The sequence below is a fragment of the Veillonella sp. VA137 genome, from assembly GCF_003992015.1.
GTDB lineage: Bacteria > Bacillota > Negativicutes > Veillonellales > Veillonellaceae > F0422.
Genome location: NZ_RQVK01000002.1, coordinates 138,192 through 163,164, shown reverse-complemented (window position 1 = coordinate 163,164; position 24,973 = coordinate 138,192). Strand labels below are relative to the sequence as shown.

The following is a 24,973-nucleotide window of genomic DNA, read 5'->3' as shown; positions in this document are numbered from 1 at the left end:
CATAATATGAGTATAGATAGCTTCTCCCCCGTTCCAATTCATCTTCTGATGTGCAGTTCTATTTCTCATTTCAATAAATTGCTTAATATGTTTATAAAATATCTCATCTGTAAAATTAGGAATCCAATGGTGATTTTTAATAACAAGTTCTAATCCATCTTTATGTAAATCATATAATGCTTTGATTTTCTCTCTAAGTGATGGACTATAATTTTTTAACGTAGCTCCAATAATATTTCTAGCCTTTTCTTTTAATAAATCGTCAGTATCAACCGAATCAACGAATGTATTTATTTGTTTAGCTAAATTTCTGGATTTTATTTTCAAATCTTTATTCTCTTTTTGCTTACACCCTCCTAGTTTATACTCGGTTTCAATTGCAGAACAAATATCAACGATTTGAGTATACTTGATAAACTCTCGCTCCTTTAAATTATCAGGCAAAAAAAGTAAATTAGGCATTTCATCATCATTATTTAACAATTTAAATAGCTCTACTATTCCATCACCTATATTATCCAACTTCAATACGTCTTGGATTGTTAAGATATCTGAATTCATAGCTGCAAAATCACTATAAAGCCTAACATTTGCAAAATCTTTATAATATGGCTTGCCATTAACACTATCCTTTGTTAATAATTTAACCGCAAAAATATTATTAGATATACGAGTTAAAAAAGTTATTAAATTTCGAATATAACCATAATACTTTAATAAGTCATCAAATGGCTTTTCTTGATCAAATTCAATTCTAAGCTTAGATTTAATATTTTTAGACAAGTCAACTATCTTCCCTAAAAGCATAACATAATGTACATCTATTGTTTTAATTAGTCTAAATTTATCTTCATTTAACTCAATATCATATTTCTTAGTATAAGTATTAGAATCTGTATATTGTATACCATAAGGCTCACTAGTATAGTCAATCGCTTTATCTGGCGGATATACTAAATTTATGTCTCCACCTATAAATTCTATACCATAAAAACCATTATGTTTATTACAAGAAGAATCAATATATTCTATAACTACTGTAGTAAAAAAATTAATAGCCCCTATATCTATTCCAGTTCCAAACCTATAGCCGCCCCTTAATCGACGAGCAATATGTATAACTTTATTATCTGATGTTATTCCCGAAAGCCATTCAATTCTATCGTTCTCATATACTTGTTCTGCCCATTGACGTAACTTACGTTTACTAGCTTGATCTTGTTTCGGAATTAATGTAACAACAAAATCTTCTACCATAAACGAACAAGAAAGTTCAATACTCTTTATATTTATAATGCCAAAAATACATTTAGCCATATTCAACCCTATTTTATTTAATACCACCAAATTAACAAACCTTTTTATTCTAGTAAAAAGGTAATTATAAGAATTATTATTATAAATTAGTTGTAATTACGTTTAATGCGCCTTAATCGTCTCATTAACAAGTCTCTTCGCTCATCCTCACTCATAGCTAGCCACGTAGTCATATGGGGCATGGCTCCACTTGTTGACATATAATTTAAACGAACTTTTTCATTGGATATTGGTTTCGATAAAGTCGCTAGATATTGTGGTTTTTTAAATGGTATGCTACCTATTGGTGGCTTAATACTATCCTCATTCCAAATCAATAAGTTAGCAAGATACTGAGAATCCATTGCCATCGGACCAGCATAATCATTCATAAAGGGAAGCCCAACTGCTGTTTCCATCGCAAATAAAAATTCTCTAACATTCAACTCATCCGTTAAGAAAAGAGCTTCATATAAGCGTTGATTACTTTCTTCTTTTAAAAATTTAAAGCATAAAAATTGATTTAAGAATACTTCATCTTTAGGCAAATCCATATTCCAAACAGTTAGACCAAAAACATACTCCAAAGTCCCTTCAAGTTTCTCTTTCTCTTGTTCCTTATTATATATATAAAAACTATAATTAACCTTCCCTATAGGACAGAAATATACAAAATCTTTTTCTAAAAAAGGAATTGCTGTTCTTCCCAAAAGAAAATCTACAGTTACATTAAAGTAATCAGCAATAGCAGATACAATTTCAAAAGAAGGCATGGAGAGACCCTTTGCATATTTCGTGATTGCAACAGCCGATACTCCTAATTCTTTAGCAAGCTGCTTTTTCTGTAGGCCAAACTCTCGAATTAATATTTCTAATCTATTAGAAAATTCACTCTTAATAGACATATCTGTAATATGAACATTCATCAAAGAGTCAAAAAATCCCATAAAATACCCTTTCATTTATTTTCTATTGTTTTTTTATTTCATATAATATAATTAACTTATAAAAATTTCCTTTTGGTTAATTTATTAACTAAAAGGAAATATATTTACCATTTAAGAGCAATTATAATGGTTAAATTTCCTATTATTTAATTATATAGAATTATTTATTTTTACACAATGAGAGGTGATCAGAATGAAACTCTACACTGTACGCGAAGCTGCTGAGGAATACTTTGCAAAAAATGTAAGTATGAGTTATATTTACAATCTAATTAAAACTAAAAACTTAAATTGCATTCATATAGGTCATAAAATACTAATCCCAGAAAATGCTTTAGACGAGTATTGCAAAGCTAATTTTAATATTCAATAAGGATGTCACATTGTATGCAAATTAATTCAAATTATTCTCAACAAAAACGTAAATGTTTTCCTATTGGACTCCCTAATGGCAAAATTAAATATGTTCGGGATCGAACAAGCTTTAGAGCAAAACACAAATTAGATACCACTTTAAATCTATGCAGCGAGAGGCGCTAGAGGCTAAAATACGAGTCTTTAGTGTCTCTTTTTTTATTACAAAGATAACAAATTCATTTCTACATTAATGTAAAAAACTAGGTATATATCAACATTCCTATTAATAACACAGAAAAAAATCTACCACTATCAATAATATATACCTTCGCATGCAGTGCGTATGGTGTATGAAGTAGATTAGGACTATCTACTCTACTATTCACCTCTAAAACTCAAAGGAGACCTTTATGGCAAATACAGACCTAAATAAATCTATTAAAATCTATTGCACCTCACAATTAAAACGACAAATTAAAAATATTGCAGCTTTAGAGAATAAAAGTATATCGAGTTATATCACAAATCTAATTGACCTGCACTTTCAACAAAGCGCTGGTATAGATTCAGATTCCTATAATTCTTTAAATCAAACTCTAGATCGAATTGAAGTTTTAACATTAAGCCTTTTTAAAGGGCTATATGAATTATACAGTGCCAAGGATAAGTTTGAAAAAATCTGCTCTACAATTTACAGAAAGGACTAGTACCATAACGAATATTAACAACAATATTGCTTTTAAAAAACTAAAAAGAGGAAAGATTACATTAGCCATATGGAAAAAGTATCTAAGAAATATATCAATTGGTGTATTACTCCTTCAAACGCTTGCATCTGGAGGGCTATTTTGTAGCTTTCTCTATCAGGCAGAAAATATCATATCCACTCAAAATATTTATGTAACAAAAGAAGTCGCGTTAAATTATATTAATCCTATAAAACCGGATACTTATAAAACTCAAATAGGTCAATTTATTGCAAGTCATACATTTGACTTTGAGGTAGATCCTAACAATAGAATCCCATTCAAAAATTATAAAGATGTAATCGACCATTTAACCAATAATCAGCTTTATATCTTGAAGGAAATTTACAAAAAATACTGGCTCATAACTCTGTTATTAAGTTTAGGGATATCTCTATATTGGAATTATAGTAAATATTTAAAAGACACATCTATATCAAAAAAAGCACTCCACAAGCGTGGTATGCAATTATTATCTCAAAAGCAAATGAGTTTATATACAAAAATAAACCTCATGTTTTATCAATTGGAAATATAAACATCCCTACTGATACCGAATGTAAACATATTCTTGTCTTTGGTGCTAGTGGCTCTGGTAAATCTGTATTGCTCAGTCAATTTCTTAATCAAATTAATACATATAGCAAAAAATATAATGATAAGCGTCATTATATTATTACGGATGTAAAACCTGAATTCGTAGGAAAATTTGCAAAATCCGATGACTATATTTTTGTCCCTTTGATAAACGTAGTATTAGTTGGTCAATCTTTAACGATATTGATGATATTTCAGATTACGACACCTTCGCCTCTATTCTATTTGAGCAAGAAGATGAAAAAGATCCATTCTGGGGATTAGCTGCGGGAGCTATATTTGCAGATGGTTTAAAGCATCTTGATTTACAAGCGTGCAAAACGAACCAAGACATTGTAGAATTTTTTTAAACAGCCTGCAGAAGATCTAACAGAAGCCATTAACTCCCTACCACCAACATTAATAACATCTAAGCAGTACTTAAATGCTCCAGATAATACCTTTGCCTCTATATTTGCAACTCTTGCAAGCGGTCTAAAGCCTTTCATGCACTTAAAAGATTCAACCGATAATAATGTTGCATTTTCCTTTAAACAATACATTAGAGAGGAGTATCAACGAACAAATGGTACCATACCAAACTTATATTTATTAGTTTCTGCTAACCGCCAACGAATCATGGCTCCATTATTATCACTAGTCATGGATATTATGATTAACCAAGCACTCACTTTACCTGAAAGCCAAAACTGCAGACTGTATTTTATTATTGATGAAATTGGTAGGATCAGCAAAATTCAATTACTACCTGATTTAATTACAAAAGGTAGAAGTTATGGCATAAGTATTCTTGCTTTAACACAAGATTCAGGTTTATTAAGGGGAAAATATGGGCCACAAGTAATGCAATCATTCTTAAATAACTTTGGCACGCAAATAGTATTACGGATTAACGATGCAGCTACTGCAAAAGAACTAGCAGATAACTTTGGTGTAGAGAAAATTATTGAATACAAAAAATCAATTCAACTACCTCAAAACGGTAGTCCTATCCCCTCAATTTGCCAAGATACAACAACTAAATCACTTATTCTTCCAAGTCAATTACAGTCGCTACCACCATTTAAAGGATACGGAAAGATATTAGGTTTTAATCCTTTTAATTTAGTAATTCCTCAATTGTTCTTTAATAAAAAAAACAATATAAAACATTTTGATCCTATTAATAGAAAAACAGTAAATTGATTTAAGCCAAATATGCACCCCCGTAGAATAAAGTTTAATGAATATAAAGAGCATCGTTATGGAGAAGATTTAATTAACAAATATAAAAAAGGAGAATAATCTATTATGGTTACAACATTTAATGTGTCTACCATACAAGCAGGACAATACTATAACAAAGATGATTATTATAGTCGCACAATTACACAAGAGGACTTTTGGTTTGGTAATGGATTGTTATCTCCTATAGGAGATGATATTTCGAATCCATATAAAAGTACTATAACACCTTTATCTCAAGATAATTACGAACAAAAAGTAAATATATTAAAAGACGAATTGACTCCCGATGCAAAAAATTGGCAATAGATTTAACCTTCTCTCCACCAAAATCTATCTCAATTGCAATGTTAAATCCTGCATTAAAATATGATCTTCTAGATGCACATAATCAAGCGGTTAAAAATGTCTTAACTTTCGTTGAATCTAATTATGTAGTATGGCGCGAGCACACAAATAAAGATAATCGAACAGAAAATATAAAAACTAAAAATACTTTATTTACGTATTTGCAACATAGGGTATCTAGAGAACAAGATCCACAATTACATACCCATTGCTTACTTTTTAGAAAAACAATAATAAACGGCAAAATTATGACGATTGAGGACCGATTTATTCACTCAAACCAATACCTTTTCTCTTTAATGTATGACAATGAATTATCTAAAGCCTTACAAGAAAAAAAGGATTCCCCTTCGGAAATCCATGAGCAAAGATCAAAAAAATATATATTTTGAAATTGAAGGTATAAATGATACTCTAATCGATTATTTTTCAAAAAGAAAACATCAAATTCAGAATTATCAAGCCAATCAAGGCTTTTCTAATACATGGAATGGTGCACACGCTGCAGGTCTGGTATCATGGAGACCAAAGCCACCAGAAGATATTGCAACTTTAGAGCAGGAATGGCGTAAATCTATTGATAATTTAGGCGGTTTTGTAATAAATAAATCTACACATAATAAGGATGCATCAAGACTTTTAAAAATCAATAATATCTAAAAAAAATCCATTGACCAACTACAAGAAAAGTCCTATGCATTTTCTAAGTCAGACTTAATGATTGAAGTCTATAAACAAGGTATAATGCTTGGCGTAACTGTATCAGAATTTGAAAGTATATTTGAACACCATTTACAAAGTACTTTAATACAAGTTAAGTTTCATCAACTAAATAATGAGATATATTTTACAACTCCCAAAAACTTGGTTCGTGCCAAATATATAGATTCGCTACTTTTAAATCCCCAAATTGAAAATTATAGTACTTTATATTCGAATGATGCCAACTCAAAAATTGATATACTTTCCAATAATCTCAAGCTAGCTCAAGGTTGGGAGTTTTCAAAAGGACAAAAAGAAGCTATTAATTCAATGTTATCATCTTCTAACAAATATATTGCAGTAGAAGGTATAGCAGGTTCTGGTAAAACAACTATGCTTGAACAAGCTAAATTACTATACGAGTCTCAAGGAGTTAATGTAATAGGTATGGCATTTACGGGAAAAGCAGCCGAGGCCATGGAGCTATAAGCAGCAATTTCATCTCAAACCATTCATAAATATCTAAACCACCTATCACCCACTACGCTTCATAACTCCTGGGATTTTTCATCTGTAAAGAAAGCAGAAATACCAGAAGTCTAGATAGTAGATGAAAGCTCCATGTTAACAGATCACCTACTAAGTAATATTCTAAAAGCCTCTGAAAAAAAATGCTAAAGTAGTCTTTCTTGGCGACTCAAACCAATTACTTCCAATTGGTACAGGTAATGCATTTGATAGGATGACTAAAAATGATAATGAACAGTTCCTCTGCTCGAATGAGAGAAATCAATCGACAAGAGGAAGGTTCTAATCTTAGAAAAACAGTAGAGGCTTTATCTGGCAAATTTGATAATATAGAAAAACAATCACCACTATCTTATATTGATGATAGTATTAAGGAAATCCCTCAACGACAATATCGCTTAAATTCTGTAATTCATGAATACTGTAATTACACAATTGAGTAACAAGATAAAAGCGCTATTTTAGTAGTTCGTAATAATGATCGCAATGAACTCAATACAGAAATTCATAACAGACTTGTAGCGAAAGGCACCCTAAAAAATGAATGTTTACTAACTAGCGTAAATCAGTATGGTATAGAAACTTCTAATCCTTATGCTATTGGTGAAAAAGTAATTTTCACTAAAAATAACTATAAACTCAAAGATACTAACGGCGAAACAGTAGGAATTAAAAATGGCCAACTTGGTAAAATCATAAATATCAATGGACCTAAAGTTACCGTACAAACCAACACAAATCAAAATGTTATATTTGATACAAGAGAGTATAAACATTTTGATTATGGATATACAATTACTACATTCAAGACACAAGGTATTACTGTTGATAATGCTCTAATAGTACATGATAGTACACAAAAGAACTCCAATACTCGTAATAAAATTTATGTAGATGTAAGCCGTGCTAAAAAAAGCGTAAAAGTTTTTACTGATAATAAGGAAGCTCTAATCAAACAAGCTAAGCGCTTCCAACAAAAGATTACTTCATCAACTTTCACGCCATCCATTGTTAAAGGCAAAGAAAGGAAAACTATACAGGTCTCAAAAGAAAATTCTAAGGAGATCTAATGGAGAAGGTACATTCTTTCAAAGCCATGAAAAATGGCGAGGCCAATTTAGTATTACCAAGGATAATAAGCTAATCCGCCGTGCTTTCTCAGGAAACTCAAAATTAGAAGTATATAAATTAGGAAAACAATGGATAGAGGCTACACAACAAAACACTTCTATTTTCTCATCTAAAAATACAAAACTAAAAGACATCTGTAGCTACTGGTTACAAGATGTAAAGAAAGTCAGTGTAAAGCCTAAAACGTTTCAAAAATATGACTCTACACTAAGGCTATATATACTTCCGCTCTTAGGTGAAATAAAAATAACTGCAATTACGCCACAACAAGTACAAACAGTTCTAAACAACTGGGGCAATGGAACATTGAAAGGAAAAAAGGACATGTCATATCTTCCAGTACTATACGTTGTACTAGACGTTATCTTTCAGAACTATTTGAATATGCAGTAAATATCGGTTTATTGTTAAAAAATCCCATTAAATTAACTAAACTATCTAGATTAATAACTACAGAAATTCATACCTTATCACTCGATGAGATTCATCAGCTTACAAGCACAATGAAATGACTAGTCAGTAATAATATATCCTCACCTTATAGAATTAATTATTACGCATCCTATATCGCAACAAAAATTGCCTTAGGCACAGGAATGTGACTAGGTGAAGCATTTGGACTATGCTGGGACTGTGTTGATTTAATCCACGGAACTATCTCTGTACGGCGAACAATACAAACAGGTACTAAAGGGCAAGTATTTCAAGATACAAAGACTAAAACTTCTCGTCGTTGTATCCCTATCAGTCAAGAATTACAAAGTGAATTAACTACTTACAAAGAATTCCAATCTAACTATGCTAAAGAATTAGGAGATAAGTGGGCTGATTCATATGGAGTTGTTATCTCAGGTACCTTTGGAAAAATTCTATCGACCAGTAATTTCAAATCTAGATACTTTATACCGATATTAAAACAACTAGGCTTAGAGCATATCACATTTCATGATCTCAGACATGCACATGCTACACTTTTACTATCTCAGAAAATAAACCCTAAAATAGTGCAAGAAAGATTAGGGCACTCTACAATTACACTAACCCTAGATACATATTCACACTTAGTACCTGATATACAAAAAGAGGCTGTTAAAGCTTTAGATAATTTAGAAATATAAACCCTCTGCTTAAATTACAATTCATCATCGGAATTGTAATTAGACAAACAAGCATCACATAGGATTCGCTCTTGTTTATTTAATGCAAGTTTAGCGGTAGTTTCATCAACAGGAGATGAACAGTTCTCACAAGAATATTGATCTATTCTATCATCGTTTTCTAGAAAAGAACCTTGATAATAATAATCATCCTCCAACATTTCTGCATATTCTAAGCCTTCGTCCATATCTATTATCGGTTCATCTACTAATGACTCATCATCTAATTCAATTACACTTAAGTCTTTTACTGATCCAATATCATTTTGTATATTAAATGTACCATCATGTTTAAGAATAAAATCTAAATCCACAGAAATATTTTTTTTATGTTTTTCAGATAAATAAATGTATTTTTTATAGATAAAACATTTGTCTTCAGGATCATAAGTTGAATTCTCTATATCTATATAAGAAGCCTCTATTGAGTAATCAATTATAAGCATAAGATTGGCCTGAATGTTATCTTGATTATTGCAAGTTGCAAAATCAACTACTATAGATAGTCCATCAATATCAAATAATTCTACTTCATAATCAAATTCACCTATCCTAATAAGTTCACTATTCTCTAACACACGTAGAAACTTCTTTTTAATGTCTTCACGATTTATATACCTATTCAATAAATCTACATACGAGTTATCATATAATGCTTTTATTTCATCAGCACTTGAAAACTTTTCTAATGATTCAAAAATTTTTATATTAGGTTCATCCTTAACAGCTTGAATAACACCATTATCCTGTGTAATCAAATAAACCTGTTCATTATGTTCTCTTATAAATAATTTAATCCCTTCAATCATAAATGCATCTTTAAATTCATTTCTTTTTTTCTTCTCAAATGGATACTCTATATTGAAATGTGCTAAGAGTATATTATTAATATCAATATTATTTAATAAAAGTTCTAAAGAATTTTCTTGTCCCCAAAATTTATTAAACTCATTTTCTAATATAGAAATTTCCGTCTCAGTCTTCAATTTTGAATATTCGAACCTCCCATAATGAGCATATGCTTTATAAAACTCTGATTGTGCTTTATTATAAGCCGTTACTGCAGACTCTACAGATTCTCTTAAATGATAGAAAACTTCACCTTTTGTTACATTTGAATATAACAATCTAATTTCATGAGTTTGAATAAGTTGATTTAGCAAAAGGAAATACGAATTATTAAGGCCATACTTCTCTTGAATATATATGTTGCTATCTAAATACACATTAATCATTTAATCTCTCCTACTAACTATTTCTTTTCTACTAAAATAATTACTAAAAACTATACAAAAAAGCGGATAGCTCAATCTGAACTATCCGCTTTTTTACGTGGTGATCCAGGAGGGATTCGAACCCCCGACCCACGGCTTAGAAGGCCGTTGCTCTATCCAACTGAGCTACTGAACCATATGTAGTTATGTCATGTATTTTTACTGTAAATAATAAAATAACCCATCACATAGACATTGTCTCTGTATGGGAACGTATTAAATACAAGCACATGTATAAGTGGAGCGGGTGAAGGGAATCGAACCCTCGCAACCAGCTTGGAAGGCTGGGGCTCTACCATTGAGCTACACCCGCACATAAGAAAATGGTCGGAGCAGCAGGATTCGAACCTGCGACCCCCTGGTCCCAAGCCAGGTGCGCTACCAAACTGCGCTATGCCCCGATATCTTCCATCCATAGTAACGAATCATCTTAACTGTCCTTGGGAAACACTGTTTCGCTACCGTTTGTTACTTACTGTAACAACAAATATATAATATCATATCCCTTACATCTATGCAAGTATTTTTTTATAATTTATTTATTTTTTTCTAATCTCACATTACAAGTCCAAATTGAACACCTTTAGCCCCATTAACAAGGCACTTTATGCTTTTATACGAACAACACTTTACAACTGCGTACGCAACAAAAGGAGCTGTTACAGTTCTACAGCCCCTTTCATCATGTATTTATTCTTCTTCACTTTCATCAAAGAAAATTTGTATACTTTGCAATCCATCTGCATGGACCGGCTCTTTAATATGAACTGTCATTCGTTCTTCCTCAGTTCTACCAACGGAATCACCATCTTGCACCTTTGTATCTGATGTCAAAATATAGTCTGCTACAGTTAGCGCATAATTCCAAGCTTTTTCCGGTTCCCACGGACAATGTAAAAGCTCAATATTGAGTTGCTTGAACAGTTCCATACCACTAGTGGACAAGGAAATAGTACCATCATCTTCAAAATCCATATCTACCCAAATTAGATTCGCCATAGGTAACATATCATCTCGTAACTGTTCGGTCTCCTCGTGGTACTTTTTCGCTTCGTACAGAACGCCATTTGTATATATAGCACTAGCTCCCGTTTGCTCTGTCGCCACTGAAAGCAATTTCGCTAATAAAATTCCTTCTTCTAACGGCTTGCCAGGAGCTTCTACAATGCTAATCGCCACATGGCTTGTATGATGAAGCACTGCATCCAATGCATCTTCCCAAAGATAATTTCGAGTAGCCCCCTGCATAACAGCTTCCATCGGCATGGCAAAGGAAAATGGTGCCACCACTACTTTATAGTCATCAATCACTAAAAAGTGTGCTTCTTCCATATCCTCTTCTTCCACGGAATCTACATCTTTTGTGGCAATGGCTGCTCGGACCTTCATCCCCTCCGGACTTGTTATGGATTCAATATCCCATTTGCTAAGCAAATCTTTCTTAAAACGTTTCACATCGAACTCTGCATTGTCCAACAGCACCATGCCCATAAAGCCACGTTTACCAACCATAGGTCCTATGCCACCGGTGCTTTCCAAGATTCTTTCAGCCAAATTACGCATTGCATCAAATAATAGTTGATTCTCAGCACTTTGTACATCCGCCATATCTATATCAAGGCTCATCGTTTTCTGTATGATGCTTTCAATTAAATAATCCCCTACATCATTCGATTGTTCCTTCATGAGCTCCAATAAGGCTTCACTGAAAGACGCCCCTAATAGAGTCAATATATTCGTATCTCCATTAAAATAGATAATTTGTCCCACAGTGCCAGATTTCGTTGGATTATAATCGATGTACAAACGGGATGCCTGTTCTCCTTCACCAGTAGCTGCAAACAGGCATAAATCTCTCTGTTTAGAAGACGCTCGTACTTGTGTTGGTTTTACATCGGGCCCCAGGATATCCATATTCATCACATCTCGTCCTTGAAGATCAAATTCTAACATTTGACGAGCTGATAATAAATAGAATTGTTTATCATCATACATAAACATAGGGAATGTAGCTTTTAACGACGTATATTCCTTTTGGTATGTCCCATTTACTACATTAAGCAAGAAGCTTAGTCCCTCTGGTGTATGAGGATATCGTCGCAATAAGTTCATCCATTCTTGCGGAGATATTCCTTTCCACTCACTTTGAATGACATTCCATACATCAGGTACTAACCCTCGATACACGCGAGATATATCTGTCATATATCGCTCATGAATGGTAAGACCAGAGTCCACCACATCGATAGTAGCCCCTTTTCCCAGTGTACTTCTACGAAGGTACTTTTCGATAGTACTAATAGCGAGATCCTTATCTGCGACGTAATACGTAAAGGTAGCCACTCCCTCCGGGATGCGTAGTGTGGAACCGCTGACAACATTATTTTCTTCTAAAGCCCGAGAGATTTTTGTATCTAATCGTTTAAACTGTTTAGCATCCCCTAAAGATGCATCTAATACGACATGGATGTGATGTAGATTGCCTAATTCTGCAATGACATTCCCATTTTGATATAACTTAGCACCATATGGTATGCCTAGTTCTTCCAAAGAAATGATCATTTCCTCTACTAACTCATCTCCTTCATCCATGGAAAACCGTAATACACAATGATCAATTTCACCATTTTCTTTATACACGGATTCTCCTTCATGGATAGTACCCACATCTGTTAATTTATGTTCTATCAGTACTTCCAAGGAGGCCCTACAGGAATCGTCAAATTGGGCTGGAATATATAGTTCATACGAGATTTGTTGTTTCTTTTCTTCTGTTGCCATATCTCTTAGTTCTCCACTCTACTCACCAATACGTAATACTAGTATAACTTATATGGTGCCTCTCTTTCAGAACTTACTTAATCCAAGAGAGTCACAGAAATAGGTAAGGATTCCAAAATTTGTTTTGCTAACTCACGGGTTGATTCTGTTGTACGAACCATGCACAACCCATCTGCATTGACCGTGGTCATCACCCCTACATATTCATAGCCTTCTAAAATGCGATTCACATAATTCGTATGCTGTCGTTCAATCTGAAAGTATACATACTGCGGATCATAGACAATCTCCTGTTCTTGCATCTTAGTCCTCTCCTTATATAATAAGACATTATTTTTGCTTAGTTTCACGGCGCATCATGGAGTATTCTTCCAATGGTGTGTCGATGTATAGACGTAATTTCATTTGTGCATGTTTCGCCACATCGATGTCGTTTCCATCTTCATCGGTGATGCGTGTGATAACATGTTTTACTAATGGACCATTCGGTTGGCAGAATTCTACTTCTTCGCCTACCTTAAAGTTATTCCGTTGCTCCATATACGCATAGCCTTCTTCTGCATTGTATCCTTCTACAAGACCAATGAAATCATGGGTTTGTGTATTGGAAGATTTGCCGTAGTTTTGTGCTTCTTCTCCTGGCTTTTCCATGGCAAAGGCTTCTGTGTATGGACGGTGAGAGATTTTTTCTAATTCTGCATACCATTCATCACGTACATACCAATCGTCACCTTCTTCTAAGAATGTATCGATGGCTTCACGATACACTTTAGATACAGTCGCTGCATAGTGTACAGATTTCATACGACCTTCGATTTTCAAGCTATCTACGCCTGCTTTATACAACTCGGGAATATATTTCAACAAGCATAAATCCTTGGAATTAAAGATGTATGTGCCATGCTCGTCTTCTTCGATTGGGTAGTATTCGCCGGGACGGTTTTCTTCCACCAAATTGTATTTCCAACGGCACGCTTGTGTACAAGCCCCACGATTCGCATCACGGTTGGTCATGTAATTACTTAGCAAGCAACGTCCAGAGTATGAAATACACATAGCACCGTGAACGAAAGCTTCAATTTCGATATCTGCTTTTTCACGCATTGTTTTGATGTCTTCGATACTTACTTCGCGCGCTACAACCACACGAGCTGCCCCTTGTTCTTTCCAGAACTCTGTTGTCAAATAGTTTGTTGTATTCGCCTGTGTACTTACATGCAATTCTAAGCCCGGAGCCACACGTTTGGCTAGCAAGAAAATCCCCAAGTCTGCCACGATGATAGCATCCACTTTGATACTTTCCAAGAATTGCAAGTATTCTTCTAAACCTGTTAAGTCCTCATTATGAGGAATGATGTTACAAGTCACATAGATTTTTTTGCCATGGCTGTGTACAAATTCTACAGCCTCTTTCAATTGATCATTATCAAAGTTAGAGCTAGCTGCACGCAAGCCAAAGGCACGACCTGCACAATATACAGCATCCGCACCGTAGCGAATGGCCATTTTCAATTTATCCATATTACCAGCTGGGGCTAGTAATTCCATATGTCGTTTCTTCATGATCTATCCTTTCCATACACTGACACTCATGCCATCTCCCATAGGGTAAATGGTGGTGTTGTAGTGTTCTTTTTGTTCTACATAATGTAAGTACTCTTGCAAGCGTTTCACAATGGTTTTAAAGCGGCGTGGTGGTTCTTTGTCTCCCCGCACATAGCCACGAAACAGCACATTATCTGCTAGCACTACGGCATTTTTGGCTAGTTTCGGTTCAATCAGCTCCAGTTGCTTTAAGTACTGCCCTTTCGGACCATCTAAAAACACTAAATCAAAGGGACCTTCTAGGCCCTCGAGCAATTCTGTAGCATCCCCTTTTAATAGAGTGATTTTCTCTGCATAGTCTGATTGTGAAATGAAATGAGTCGCCATACCATGACGCACATCATCTAATTCTATGGTGATGAGCTGACCTTCTTTATCCATATGTTTTGCCAATAACAAGGAAGAATACCCGATAGCAGTGCCCACTTCTAAAACACGTTTTGGCTTATATAAGCCAATTAAGTCTTCAAAGAGCTCTACTTCCGATTCTCGTAAAATTGGCACATCATGCAAAAGCGCATAAATGCGTTGTTCATTTAAAATCTCTTTAATCTTCATAAATTTGATCCACTATTTTCAAATGTTCTTCATAAGTTTTTGTGAAATGATGGTGCCCCTCTTTGTCAGCCACAAAGAATAGATAGTCTGTCGGTGGTGCATAGAGAACAGCCTCCATGGATTTGATGCCTGGGTTTGCAATTGGCCCCGGTGGCAATCCTTTATGAAGGTATGTGTTGTATGGGCTTTCTAATTTTGTATCTTCAATGGTGATGAGCGGTTTTGGATAGCCTAGGATGTATTGGATGCTAGCGCAAGATTCTAGAGGCATACCTGTTTTCAAGCGTTGACGAAATACTGCTGCAATGATGGGGCGATCTTCGTCGAACTTCGCTTCTTTTTCCACTAACGATGCTAGTGTGATGAACTCAAAAATAGTCATCCCCTGCGCCTCAATATCTTGGCGCATTTTCGGTGTCAATTGGCGATTCATTTCATCCGCCATGATAGCCATCACATCTTCTGCTTTGCTCCCTACAGGAATCTCATAAGTGCTAGGGAATAGAAATCCTTCTACCCGATAGGTCACAGGCTTCGTACCTACCATGTACTCATACGGCGTATAGGTCTTGCCATATTCCATGAAAGCATACTGCGTATCGATACCTTGTTCTTCGATACGCTTGCCAATTTCACCGATCGTAAATCCTTCTGGAATGGTCAACTTCACCGTTTGTAATCGCCCTTGTTGGAGCAAACCAATAATCTCGCTCAAACTAGAGTGATGAGGGATTTGGTAATACCCATGTTGCAGCTTATCCATGGTTCCCGTCAAACGCAGAGCTCCACGGAATACCGTAGGTGATGTAATAAGTCCTCTTTCATAGAGCACATCGCCAATCTCTGCACCCGTTTGGTTCTCACTAATAACAACCGTTTCTACCTCTTCCTTAGAACCGCCTGTCCAAGGAATATAATACATACCTGCTAGCACACCAAGTACAGTGGCCAACAGAATCGCTACACATCCGTAGATGTATTTTACATATTGTTTCACAGCAATCTCCTTTTCAATGAATACTATATTATACCATTTTAAGAGTGTATATAGCAATTTTTCTATATAGCATAGGTCAATCTAGATCCTACACTCACCTACACTATATGTGAGACCTATGAAAGTACTCTCTACTCCAAGTTACAGGGCCCCCTTAAGGCTACCATCCCATCCATAGAGAAAAAGGGCTGTCACTATTCTACAGCCCCTTTCATTATTTATTCTTCTTCACTTGTATCAAAGAAAATTTGTATACTTCGCCATCCATCTGCATGGACTGGTTCATCGATATGAACTATCAGTTGTTCTTCCTCTGTTCTACCGATAGCATCACCGTCTGTTAGTTCTTTCCCAGATGTCAGCACATATTCCGCCACGCTAAGGATATAATTCCATGCACGCTCTGGATCCCATGAACAATGCAAGAATTCCACATTTAATTGGCCGAACTCTTCCATGCCATTAGTATACAAAGATATAGTTCCATCTTCTTCAAAATCCATATCAACCCACACTAGGTTCACCATAGGTAACACATCATCTCGTAGGCGCTCTGTTTCTTTGTAATATATGTCCGCTTTATAGAGAACGTCATTCGTATAGATAGCAGTAGCTCCTGTTTGCACTGTTGCCACTGAAAGTAATTTCGCTAATAAGCTTCCTTCTTCTAATGGCTTCCCATGTCCTTCTACAATGCTAATCGCCACATGGCTTGTGTGTTGGCTTACAGCATCCAATGCATCGTCCCAAAGATAATTACGAATAGCCCCTTGCGTAACAATTTCCATCGGCATGGTAAAGGAAAATGGTGCTACCATTACTTTATAGTCATCAATGACTAAGAAGTATGCCTCCTCCATCTCCTCTTCTTCGACGGTATCCACATCTTTTATGGTAACGGCTGCACGGACTTTCATCCCCTCTGGACTCGTTACAGAAAGAATATCCCATTGAGCGAGCAAATCCTTTTTAAATCGTTCCACATCAAAAGAAGTATTTTCTAACAATACTATACCCATACATCCACGTCTGCCAATCACGGGGCCCATACCATGTTCCAAGATAGATCCAATGTCATCTCCTATGGTACTTTCAGCTAGCATAACCATAGTACTCATCAGGAGCTGATTATCATCGCTGTCAAGGTCCAATGTTTCTACATTCAAATTCATGATGTGTTCCATAACGCTTTCTAGAATGGAATCCGCTAAATTGTCAGACATTTCATTCATAATCTCTAATAAGGCGTGACTGAAAGACGGCCCCAACACTTCTAGCATATGCGTGTCCCCATCGTAATAGAGCACTTGTCCTACATGACCGGATTTTGTCGGATTATAGTCAAGGTAAAAACGCGATGCCTCTTCCCCTTCCCCAGTAGTCGCAAACAAGCACAGATTTCTCTGTTTAGAAGGCGCTCGTACTTGTGACGGTTTTACATCAGGCCCTAATATATCCATGTTCATCACATCTTGCCCTTGAAGATCAAATTCTAACATTTGACGTGCTGACAACAAGTAGAATCGTTTGCCTTCGTAGAGGAACATAGGGAATGTGACCTTCATGGATGTGTATTCCTGTTGGTACGTACCATTCACAATATTAAGTAAGAAACTAAGCCCTTCCGGCGTATCTGGATAGCGGCGCAACAATTGTATCCACTCTTGCGAAGAGATGCCTTTCCACTCATTTTTAATGGCAGACCACAAATCAGGCACTACCCCACGATAGATGCTATAAATATCTGTCATAAACCGTTCATGAATCGTAAGGCCAGAGTCTACCACATCGATCGTAGCTCCTGTTCCTAGCACACTTCGACGAAGATACTTCTCAATGGTGTTAACTGCAAGATCCTTATCTGCTACATAATACGCAAAGATAGCCACTCCCTCTGGAATACGTAGTGTGGGGTCGCTGACAACGTTATTTTCTTTCAAGGCCCTAGAAATTTTTGTATCCAGCCGTTTGAACTGTTTTGCATCTCCTAATGACGCGTCCAACACAACATAGATATGATGTAAATTACCTAATTCTGCAATGACATTTCCATTTTGATATAACTTAGCACCATAAGGTATGCCCGCTTCTCTCAAACAGGTGAGTATTTCCTCTACGAATTCATCCCCTTCATCCATGGAAAAGCGAAGTACGCAATGGTCAATGACACCATTTTCTTTATACAGCGATTCCCCTTCATGCACATTCCCTATATCTTCTAACATATCCTCCATCAACGATTCTAATGACTCTCGCATTACCTCGTTAAATTGGGCGGGAATATATAGTTCATACTGAATTTGTTTGTTCTTTTCTTCTGTTGCCATATCTCTTAGTTCTCCACTGTACTCATTGTTTCTAAACATGATGACCACTATACAGAAAAAGAGCTGTAACTACACTGCCTATCGGCAATCTGTTACAGCCCTTACTAGCGATTAGTCCATTTCTTCGTACAATTTAATGACTGCATCGAATTCTTCATCAGTTGGAGCCACGTAAACTTGTTCTCCCTCTTCTTCATCAATGCGTGCAATAATCACTTCTGGTTCATCATGTTCAGTGTCTTCTTCTGGAGGAAGAGATACTAAGATCGCAAATGCTTTTCCATCATATTGAATTAGCATTTCCTCTTCATAGTACATTTCTTCTCCATTTTCGTCCTCAATGACAATCACAGATACTTCACCTTCATAACCTTGTTCGATCATGGTAACCTCCTTATGAACGACTATCTAAATAGCCTTGTAAAATGACAACTGCTGCCATCTTATCAATGACTTCTTTCCGTTTTTTACGACTTACATCAGCGGCAATTAAGGATTTTTCTGCCATCACAGTAGATAAACGTTCGTCCCAAAATACGACTGGTGTGGAGATGACTTCTTGCATCTTTTCCACAAAGGCTTCCGTTTTTTCAGCCCGTTCTCCTTTGGTGCCATTCATATTTTTTGGCATACCTACCACAATAGTGTCTACCTCGTATTCACGGATTAACTCCGCAATACGCTGAAAGTCTTTTTCATGAGATGTGCGGCGAATAGTTTCGATGCCTTGCGCTGTAATATACAACGCATCACTGCATGCGACGCCTATGGTCCGACTTCCCACATCTAGTGCCATAATTCGCATTATAATTGTTTCGCTTTCACATATTCTTTTACAAGTTCTTCAATGAGTTCATCTCGTTCAATACTACGAATATCTTTCCGAGCATTGTTATAACTTGTAATATACGTTGGATCTCCCGAAATGAGGTACCCCGTAATTTGGCTAATCGGATTATATCCCTTTTCTACCAACGCTTGAAACACATGTTGAAATACTTCTTCTGGTGTTAACGGTGTTGTTTGAACCGGCTTAATCACCATTGTTTTATCTGAAAGATTCATATAATCCCTCCTTATCATGAGCTTTCTACTGAAAGTCTCATCTATCGTAAACTTATCCAACCATGGATTGGATCGTTTCTTTACCTGCTGCTAAGGCTTGGTCCATAGCAGCTGGATCTTTACCACCAGCTTGTGCCATATCTGGACGGCCACCGCCATTGCCACCAGCTGCTTGTGCTGCTGCTTTTACGATGTTACCACAATGGATACCTTTGCCTACTACATCTTTCGTAGCCATGCAGACAAAGTTTACTTTATCGTCACCAGCTGCACCTAATAATACTACGCCAGAGCCAATTTTATCACGAACCATATCCGCCATGTCACGCAATTCACCCATATCAGATACTGGTACGGAGGCTACTACTGCTGTTACATCGCCTACTGTAAATTGACCAGCTAAGACACCATCAAGGTTACCGCTATTCAATTCTTTTTTCACTTGATCTAACTCACGTTCTACAGCTTTTGCATGGTCTAATACTTGTTGTACTTTACCTACTACTTCTTGTGGTTTTCCTTTCACAAGAGAAGCTACTGCTTTTAACGTTTGTTCTTCTTGTTGTGCTAACACAAGTGCTGCTTTACCTGTCACCGCTTCGATACGGCGTACGCCAGAACCAATACCACCTTCGGAAGTGATACGGAATTGACCGATAAAACCAGTATTTTCTACGTGAGAACCGCCACACAATTCGATGGAGAATTCTGGCACAGATACAACTCGTACTTCGGAACCATATTTTTCACCGAACAACGCCATAGCACCTTTTGCTTTCGCCGCATCAATGGACATAGTTTCTACTTCCAATGTGGAAGCACGAAGAATTTGTTCATTTACCATGTTCGTAATGATTTGTAATTCTTCTGCTGTCACTGGGGAGAAGTGTGTAAAATCAAAGCGCAAGTAATCAGGCGTTACTAAGGAACCTGCTTGGTTAACATGATTGCCCAATACAGCACGCAATGCAGCATGCAATAAGTGTGTTGCTGTATGGTTACGTGCCATATACTGACGGCGTTCTATATCGACTTCGAATGTCACTTCATCATTTAGAGAAATGCTACCTTCTACCACGGTACCTACATGATAAGTAGTGCCTTCTGGCAATTTTTTAGCCGTATGCACTTCTACTTTACCCAATGGGCCTACGATGAAACCAGTGTCACCTAATTGTCCGCCTCCTTCTGCATGGAATGGAGTCGTTTTTACGATGATGGTTACATCCTGTCCATCTTCAGCACGTTCAATGGCTTTTGCCCCTTCACCGATTAACAAGACTGTAGATGCTGTGGCACTTTCATCGTCAGAAATATGTTCGCCAGATAAATGGGTAATATCTGGAGTTGCCACTTTTGCGTCTACGTCTTCACGAGCTTCACGAGCACGAGTACGTTGTTCATTCATAGCACTTTCAAAACCAGCTTGGTCGATCGTGAAACCTGCTTCGTGAGCGATTTCTTCTGTCAATTCCCAAGGGAATCCGTATGTGTCATATAATTTGAACACGTCTTGACCAGGTACAGTAGTAGCACCGTCAGCTTTCAATGTATCCAATAATTGGCTCAACATATCTAGGCCGGATGCCAACGTTTGGTTAAAGCGTTCTTCTTCGTTCGCCACCACTCGTTTAACGAAGTCTTGTTTTTCCACAATATTCGTAATAGCTCCACCCAAGATATCTACTACGATATCTACTAATGGTACCAAGAATAGTCCTTGAATACCTAATAGGCGACCATGGCGAACAGCACGGCGCAAAATACGGCGAAGTACATATCCACGGCCTTCATTAGATGGTAACACACCATCTGCAATCAATGCTACGATGGCACGAATATGGTCAGCGATAACTTTCAAAGAAACATCTGTATTCGCATCTGTATGATACGTAACACCTGCTTTTTTCGCTGTCGCCTCGATGATTGGGAAAATCAAATCTGTTTCAAAGTTACTTTCTTTATTTTGCAACACAGATGCCAAACGCTCTAAACCAGCGCCAGTATCGATGTTTTTCTTGGCCAATGGCTCGTAAGTACCTTCTGCGGTACGGTTGAATTGCGTGAACACAAGATTCCAAATTTCAAGGAAACGGTCGCAATCACAACCTGGTGCACAGTTCGGATCGTCGCAACCACGTTCTGGTCCTAAATCAAAGAAAATCTCGCTGTCTGGACCACATGGGCCTTCGCCAATTTCCCAGAAATTATCTTCTAAACGGCTGATATGGTCTTCTGGCAAGCCAATTTCATTATGCCATGTATCGTAGGCTTCTTGGTCATCTGGATATACAGTAACGTATAATTTTTCTTTGTCCAATTTGATGACTTCTGTTAAGAATTCCCATGCCCAATGGATGGCCTCTTTTTTGAAATAATCACCAAAAGAGAAGTTTCCCAACATTTCAAAGAATGTATGGTGACGTGCTGTGCGTCCTACGTTTTCAATATCCCCTGTACGAATTGACTTTTGGCTTGTCGTAATTCGTGTGCAAGGTGGCACTAATTTACCCGTAAAAAACGGTTTCAAAGGTGCCATACCAGCACCGATTAATAATAAAGATGGGTCGTTATCTGGAACAAGAGAATAACTCTCTTGCTTTAAATGTCCTTTACTTTCAAAAAAATTCAAATACGCTTGGCGTAATTCATTTCCTGTCATGGTTTCCCTCCTAAAATTGTCTATTGACTTTATTATACCACAGATTTTGATGAAAGTATGCAATAAGGTAAGGGATTCCTTACCATACATAGAAACAACAAGTATCTTCCGATGGGTTCATTCTTTATACTCCTTACGAACCATTTGAGTATAGCATATAAGCAGCCTTATAGGCTGCTTATGAAAAATCCCTTATGCAAAATTTATATATATTTATTACCTACACTTAAACAAATTCACCAAAAACGTAATGACATAGAGTCCAATCGCTGTCAACACGATGGTCCCCCCTGGTGCAAAGTCTAGCCAAAAGGCACTACATAGTCCACCAACAACGGATAACACTGAATATACGGTGGCGATGCCCCAAGTTTCTTTAAAGCCTCGCTTCCATAAATGAGCGGAGGCAACAGGAACTATCATCAACGCACTAATTAATAGAATTCCTACTACAGTCATCCCCATCACAACGACCAAGGCTGTTAAGATGGCAAAGATCATGTTCACACGATTCACATTGATACCTACGGTACGAGCAATTTCCTCGTCAAAAGAGGTAAGCATTAAGGAATGATACACAAATTTCATGATGATCCCCACTACTATCGCCACTGCACCAATGCCATAGATATCTGTCATAGTTACCGTCAAAATACTGCCGAATAAGAAATTCAATAGACCAGTACTTGGCATTTTTACCATCGTAGAGAATACGATGGCTAAGGATAATCCACCATAAAAGAATAATGCCATAATCATATCTGCGTATTGTTTTTGGTAGCGACGCACGAGTTCTATGCCCATCGCAGAAAGCACCGTTAATACTACAGCCCCTAATGGAGGGTATACTTTCAATAAGGATGCCCCTGTCACACCAGCAAAGGCAATATGTCCTAATCCATCACCGAGCATAGATTGACGTTTGATGACGATGAACATACCGATTAAGGGGCACATGAGTGCCACAATAAGGCCTGCTAAAAAGGCACGTTGCATAAATGTATAGGATAAAATGTCCATCTTAACCTCCTAAATGCCATGCCAAACGAGAGCCTTGATGACTTTCCATAAAGCCTTTACAAGGTCCATAATAACAAGCATGTCCATCCACACATAAAATTGTATCTGCTACTTCCATAGCTTCTGTCACATCATGAGTGACCATAATAACAGTGATGTTTTCTTCTTTTAAAGATCGCAACACTTCGTATATTTTTTTGCTTGTTTCAAAGTCGATACCACTTGTGGGCTCATCTAGCAAAATATAGTTCGGTTTCCGTGCTAAGGCTTGGGCTAACATGACACGTTGTTGTTGACCTCCACTGAGTTCTCCAATGCGGCGTTTCAAGAAATCTTGCATGCCCACCAATTCCAAAGCATCCAAGATGCGTCCTTTTCTATCTTCCTTCGGTACGTGAAATAAAGCGAGTCCCACTACCTCTTCTACGGTAGCTGGAAATTGGGCTGCATTCTTGTTATAAATTTGTGGCACTAAGTGAATGAGCCCTTTCATTTGCGCCTCTTTTGGACTAATACCATCTAAACAAAGATGTCCTGCTGTCGGTTCTAATAGTCCTGCTACCATACGAAGCCACGTGGTTTTACCAGATCCATTAGGTCCCACTACCAGCACAAACTCGCCTTTGGGAATGGTAATTGTCATATTATGGATCACCGTCTGCGATCCATAGGAAAATTGTACATCTTGTATATGAATGCCTGCGTGCGTCATTGTTAACTCCTTTATGTTTCTAGTTATCGCATATATGGCAAAAGCTGTAATGACAGTATCATTACAGCTTGTGTGTTATAGTACGCGTTTTGCCCCTACATAGCGTGGTCCCCAGTAGCTATCGTCAATATCTGCTACGGCTACACCACTGCTAGATGTGGCACTGATGAATTGCCCATCTCCGATGTATATGCCAGAATGAGAAATACCCGGTTCATAGGTTTCAAAGAATACTAAATCACCTGGTTGTAAATTATTTTTTTCTACTTTTTTACCCACTGTATACTGTTCGTCAGCTTGGCGCGGCATATCAAAGCCTATCTTTTGGAATACATATCGAATATATCCAGAGCAATCAAATCCCGCTGGTGTAGTGCCTCCAAATTTATAAGGCACGCCCGTAAATGTATTGGCATAGGTCAAAATCTCTTTCACATTGCCAGATACAGGTTGATGTCCAATCTCTAATCCTTTGTATGTTTTGCCTTTCTTTTTGAAAGTCAACCCTTGTGGGGCAGAGCTTTTGTCTTTTTTATGCTTTAACGTAGATGTGATAGCTGTAGATTCTCTACTTGGATCGATATGGGACAATAGTAGCGCATCTTTTTCAGAAATTTCTTTCTTTTTAGACACCGTTTTCGTTGTCGCCGGCAGTGGTTTACCCATCAATTTTTTATAGGTCACTGCCCCTAATATACCGTCCACTGTTAATCCATTATCTTTTTGGAATAATCTAACAGCCCACTTTGTATTTGCATCATATTCGCTAGTTTCCCTAGCTTTATAACCAGCAGCGATGAGTTTTTTTTGAATTCCAAGAATTTCATTGCCTGTATCGCCATATTGGTAAGCTCCGTGTACACTAGTACCTAAAAAGCCTACTAATAGAGCGACTGCCAGGTATTGTTTCTTTTTACTCGTCATAGGACTCCTCTCTTA

At 36.8% G+C, this 24,973-nt stretch carries 27 protein-coding genes, 3 tRNA genes and 1 pseudogene; 12 read left to right on the top strand and 19 right to left on the bottom strand.

What is annotated here, in order from left to right; translation table 11 throughout:
* Together EO116_RS01925 and EO116_RS01920 are read right to left on the bottom strand one after the other, a co-directional pair.
* Positions 1 to 1,257 (bottom strand): hypothetical protein (locus tag EO116_RS01925; protein ID WP_206168309.1); only part of this gene is annotated, 1,257 nt, incomplete at its 3' end.
* A gap of 146 nt (positions 1,258 to 1,403) precedes the next feature.
* Positions 1,404 to 2,258: a helix-turn-helix domain-containing protein gene (locus tag EO116_RS01920; protein ID WP_240629099.1), complete on the bottom strand. Its 855-nt coding sequence runs from the start codon at positions 2,256 to 2,258 to the stop codon at positions 1,404 to 1,406.
* A 178-nt stretch (positions 2,259 to 2,436) separates the two neighbouring features.
* On the opposite strand from EO116_RS01920, the gene EO116_RS01915 reads away from it, so the two are divergent.
* The 12 genes and pseudogenes from EO116_RS01915 (at position 2,437) to EO116_RS08570 (ending at position 8,994) form a co-directional block, all read left to right on the top strand.
* Complete coding sequence (locus tag EO116_RS01915) at positions 2,437 to 2,616, top strand: helix-turn-helix domain-containing protein (RefSeq protein ID WP_127160405.1); 180 nt, start codon at positions 2,437 to 2,439, stop codon at positions 2,614 to 2,616.
* A 394-nt stretch (positions 2,617 to 3,010) separates the two neighbouring features.
* Positions 3,011 to 3,307, top strand: coding sequence for a hypothetical protein (locus EO116_RS01910; protein ID WP_127160404.1), 297 nt, complete (start codon positions 3,011 to 3,013; stop codon positions 3,305 to 3,307).
* The gene (locus tag EO116_RS08615; protein WP_240629098.1) at positions 3,270 to 3,884 is read left to right on the top strand and encodes a hypothetical protein; all 615 of its coding nucleotides are present in this window, start codon (positions 3,270 to 3,272) and stop codon (positions 3,882 to 3,884) included. Before EO116_RS01910 ends, EO116_RS08615 begins: the two co-directional genes overlap by 38 nt.
* A pseudogene (locus EO116_RS08760) lies at positions 3,776 to 4,293 on the top strand (type IV secretion system DNA-binding domain-containing protein). The gene EO116_RS08615 and the pseudogene EO116_RS08760 overlap by 109 nt, the downstream one beginning before the upstream one ends.
* Before the next feature lie 28 nt (positions 4,294 to 4,321).
* Positions 4,322 to 5,128, top strand: coding sequence for a type IV secretory system conjugative DNA transfer family protein (locus EO116_RS08600; protein ID WP_370447259.1), 807 nt, complete (start codon positions 4,322 to 4,324; stop codon positions 5,126 to 5,128).
* Positions 5,129 to 5,233: 105 nt separating this feature from the next.
* Positions 5,234 to 5,476, top strand: a complete 243-nt coding sequence (locus EO116_RS08595) for a hypothetical protein (protein WP_240629097.1) — start codon at positions 5,234 to 5,236, stop codon at positions 5,474 to 5,476.
* Entirely contained in the window at positions 5,467 to 5,907 is a 441-nt protein-coding gene (mobF, locus tag EO116_RS08705; protein ID WP_255416958.1) for a MobF family relaxase, read from the top strand. The genes EO116_RS08595 and mobF overlap by 10 nt, the downstream gene beginning before the upstream one ends.
* Entirely contained in the window at positions 5,876 to 6,175 is a 300-nt protein-coding gene (locus EO116_RS08700; RefSeq protein WP_255416957.1) for a relaxase domain-containing protein, read from the top strand. The genes mobF and EO116_RS08700 overlap by 32 nt, the downstream gene beginning before the upstream one ends.
* Positions 6,176 to 6,232: 57 nt before the next feature.
* Positions 6,233 to 6,706, top strand: a complete 474-nt coding sequence (locus EO116_RS08585; RefSeq protein WP_240629096.1) for an AAA family ATPase — start codon at positions 6,233 to 6,235, stop codon at positions 6,704 to 6,706.
* Between the two features lie 269 nt (positions 6,707 to 6,975).
* On the top strand, positions 6,976 to 7,188 hold the full coding sequence (locus EO116_RS08580; protein WP_240629095.1) for a hypothetical protein: 213 nt from the start codon (positions 6,976 to 6,978) through the stop codon (positions 7,186 to 7,188).
* Between the two features lie 565 nt (positions 7,189 to 7,753).
* On the top strand, positions 7,754 to 8,269 hold the full coding sequence (locus tag EO116_RS08575; protein ID WP_240629094.1) for an N-terminal phage integrase SAM-like domain-containing protein: 516 nt from the start codon (positions 7,754 to 7,756) through the stop codon (positions 8,267 to 8,269).
* A gap of 251 nt (positions 8,270 to 8,520) precedes the next feature.
* Complete coding sequence (locus EO116_RS08570) at positions 8,521 to 8,994, top strand: site-specific integrase (RefSeq protein ID WP_370447258.1); 474 nt, start codon at positions 8,521 to 8,523, stop codon at positions 8,992 to 8,994.
* Positions 8,995 to 9,008: 14 nt separating this feature from the next.
* Here EO116_RS08570 and EO116_RS01890 read toward each other — a convergent pair whose 3' ends face one another.
* The 17 genes from EO116_RS01890 to EO116_RS01810 form a co-directional block, all read right to left on the bottom strand.
* The gene (locus EO116_RS01890; RefSeq protein ID WP_127160403.1) at positions 9,009 to 10,268 is read right to left on the bottom strand and encodes a PIN domain-containing protein; all 1,260 of its coding nucleotides are present in this window, start codon (positions 10,266 to 10,268) and stop codon (positions 9,009 to 9,011) included.
* A 98-nt stretch (positions 10,269 to 10,366) separates the two neighbouring features.
* Positions 10,367 to 10,443 (bottom strand) — tRNA-Arg (locus EO116_RS01885).
* Positions 10,444 to 10,546: 103 nt separating this feature from the next.
* A tRNA-Gly gene (locus EO116_RS01880) sits at positions 10,547 to 10,620 on the bottom strand.
* An 11-nt stretch (positions 10,621 to 10,631) separates the two neighbouring features.
* Positions 10,632 to 10,708, bottom strand: a tRNA-Pro gene (locus tag EO116_RS01875).
* Positions 10,709 to 10,997: 289 nt separating this feature from the next.
* Positions 10,998 to 13,088 (bottom strand): DUF4261 domain-containing protein, encoded by a 2,091-nt coding sequence (locus EO116_RS01870; RefSeq protein ID WP_127160402.1) that lies wholly within the window; start codon positions 13,086 to 13,088, stop codon positions 10,998 to 11,000.
* Positions 13,089 to 13,165: 77 nt separating this feature from the next.
* Entirely contained in the window at positions 13,166 to 13,390 is a 225-nt protein-coding gene (locus EO116_RS01865) for a DUF4911 domain-containing protein (protein ID WP_127160401.1), read from the bottom strand.
* Between the two features lie 28 nt (positions 13,391 to 13,418).
* The gene (locus EO116_RS01860) at positions 13,419 to 14,651 is read right to left on the bottom strand and encodes a U32 family peptidase (RefSeq protein ID WP_127160400.1); all 1,233 of its coding nucleotides are present in this window, start codon (positions 14,649 to 14,651) and stop codon (positions 13,419 to 13,421) included.
* Between the two features lie 3 nt (positions 14,652 to 14,654).
* The gene (locus EO116_RS01855; protein ID WP_127160399.1) at positions 14,655 to 15,251 is read right to left on the bottom strand and encodes an O-methyltransferase; all 597 of its coding nucleotides are present in this window, start codon (positions 15,249 to 15,251) and stop codon (positions 14,655 to 14,657) included.
* Entirely contained in the window at positions 15,241 to 16,248 is a 1,008-nt protein-coding gene (gene mltG, locus EO116_RS01850; protein WP_127160398.1) for an endolytic transglycosylase MltG, read from the bottom strand. The genes EO116_RS01855 and mltG overlap by 11 nt, the downstream gene beginning before the upstream one ends.
* 218 nt (positions 16,249 to 16,466) lie before the next feature.
* Complete coding sequence (locus EO116_RS01845; RefSeq protein WP_164726035.1) at positions 16,467 to 18,575, bottom strand: DUF4261 domain-containing protein; 2,109 nt, start codon at positions 18,573 to 18,575, stop codon at positions 16,467 to 16,469.
* A gap of 111 nt (positions 18,576 to 18,686) precedes the next feature.
* Positions 18,687 to 18,959, bottom strand: a complete 273-nt coding sequence (locus EO116_RS01840) for a DUF1292 domain-containing protein (protein WP_127160396.1) — start codon at positions 18,957 to 18,959, stop codon at positions 18,687 to 18,689.
* A 10-nt stretch (positions 18,960 to 18,969) separates the two neighbouring features.
* On the bottom strand, positions 18,970 to 19,380 hold the full coding sequence (gene ruvX / locus EO116_RS01835; RefSeq protein ID WP_126939628.1) for a Holliday junction resolvase RuvX: 411 nt from the start codon (positions 19,378 to 19,380) through the stop codon (positions 18,970 to 18,972).
* Positions 19,380 to 19,640, bottom strand: coding sequence for an IreB family regulatory phosphoprotein (locus tag EO116_RS01830; RefSeq protein ID WP_126939627.1), 261 nt, complete (start codon positions 19,638 to 19,640; stop codon positions 19,380 to 19,382). Before EO116_RS01830 ends, ruvX begins: the two co-directional genes overlap by 1 nt.
* Positions 19,641 to 19,692: 52 nt before the next feature.
* Positions 19,693 to 22,302, bottom strand: a complete 2,610-nt coding sequence (gene alaS, locus EO116_RS01825) for an alanine--tRNA ligase (protein WP_127160395.1) — start codon at positions 22,300 to 22,302, stop codon at positions 19,693 to 19,695.
* 216 nt (positions 22,303 to 22,518) lie between these two features.
* Positions 22,519 to 23,322, bottom strand: a complete 804-nt coding sequence (locus EO116_RS01820) for a metal ABC transporter permease (RefSeq protein ID WP_127160394.1) — start codon at positions 23,320 to 23,322, stop codon at positions 22,519 to 22,521.
* Between the two features lies 1 nt (position 23,323).
* Positions 23,324 to 24,034, bottom strand: a complete 711-nt coding sequence (locus EO116_RS01815; protein ID WP_009352919.1) for a metal ABC transporter ATP-binding protein — start codon at positions 24,032 to 24,034, stop codon at positions 23,324 to 23,326.
* 75 nt (positions 24,035 to 24,109) lie between these two features.
* Positions 24,110 to 24,958, bottom strand: coding sequence for an NlpC/P60 family protein (locus EO116_RS01810; RefSeq protein ID WP_127160393.1), 849 nt, complete (start codon positions 24,956 to 24,958; stop codon positions 24,110 to 24,112).
* Positions 24,959 to 24,973: the final 15 nt, after the last annotated feature.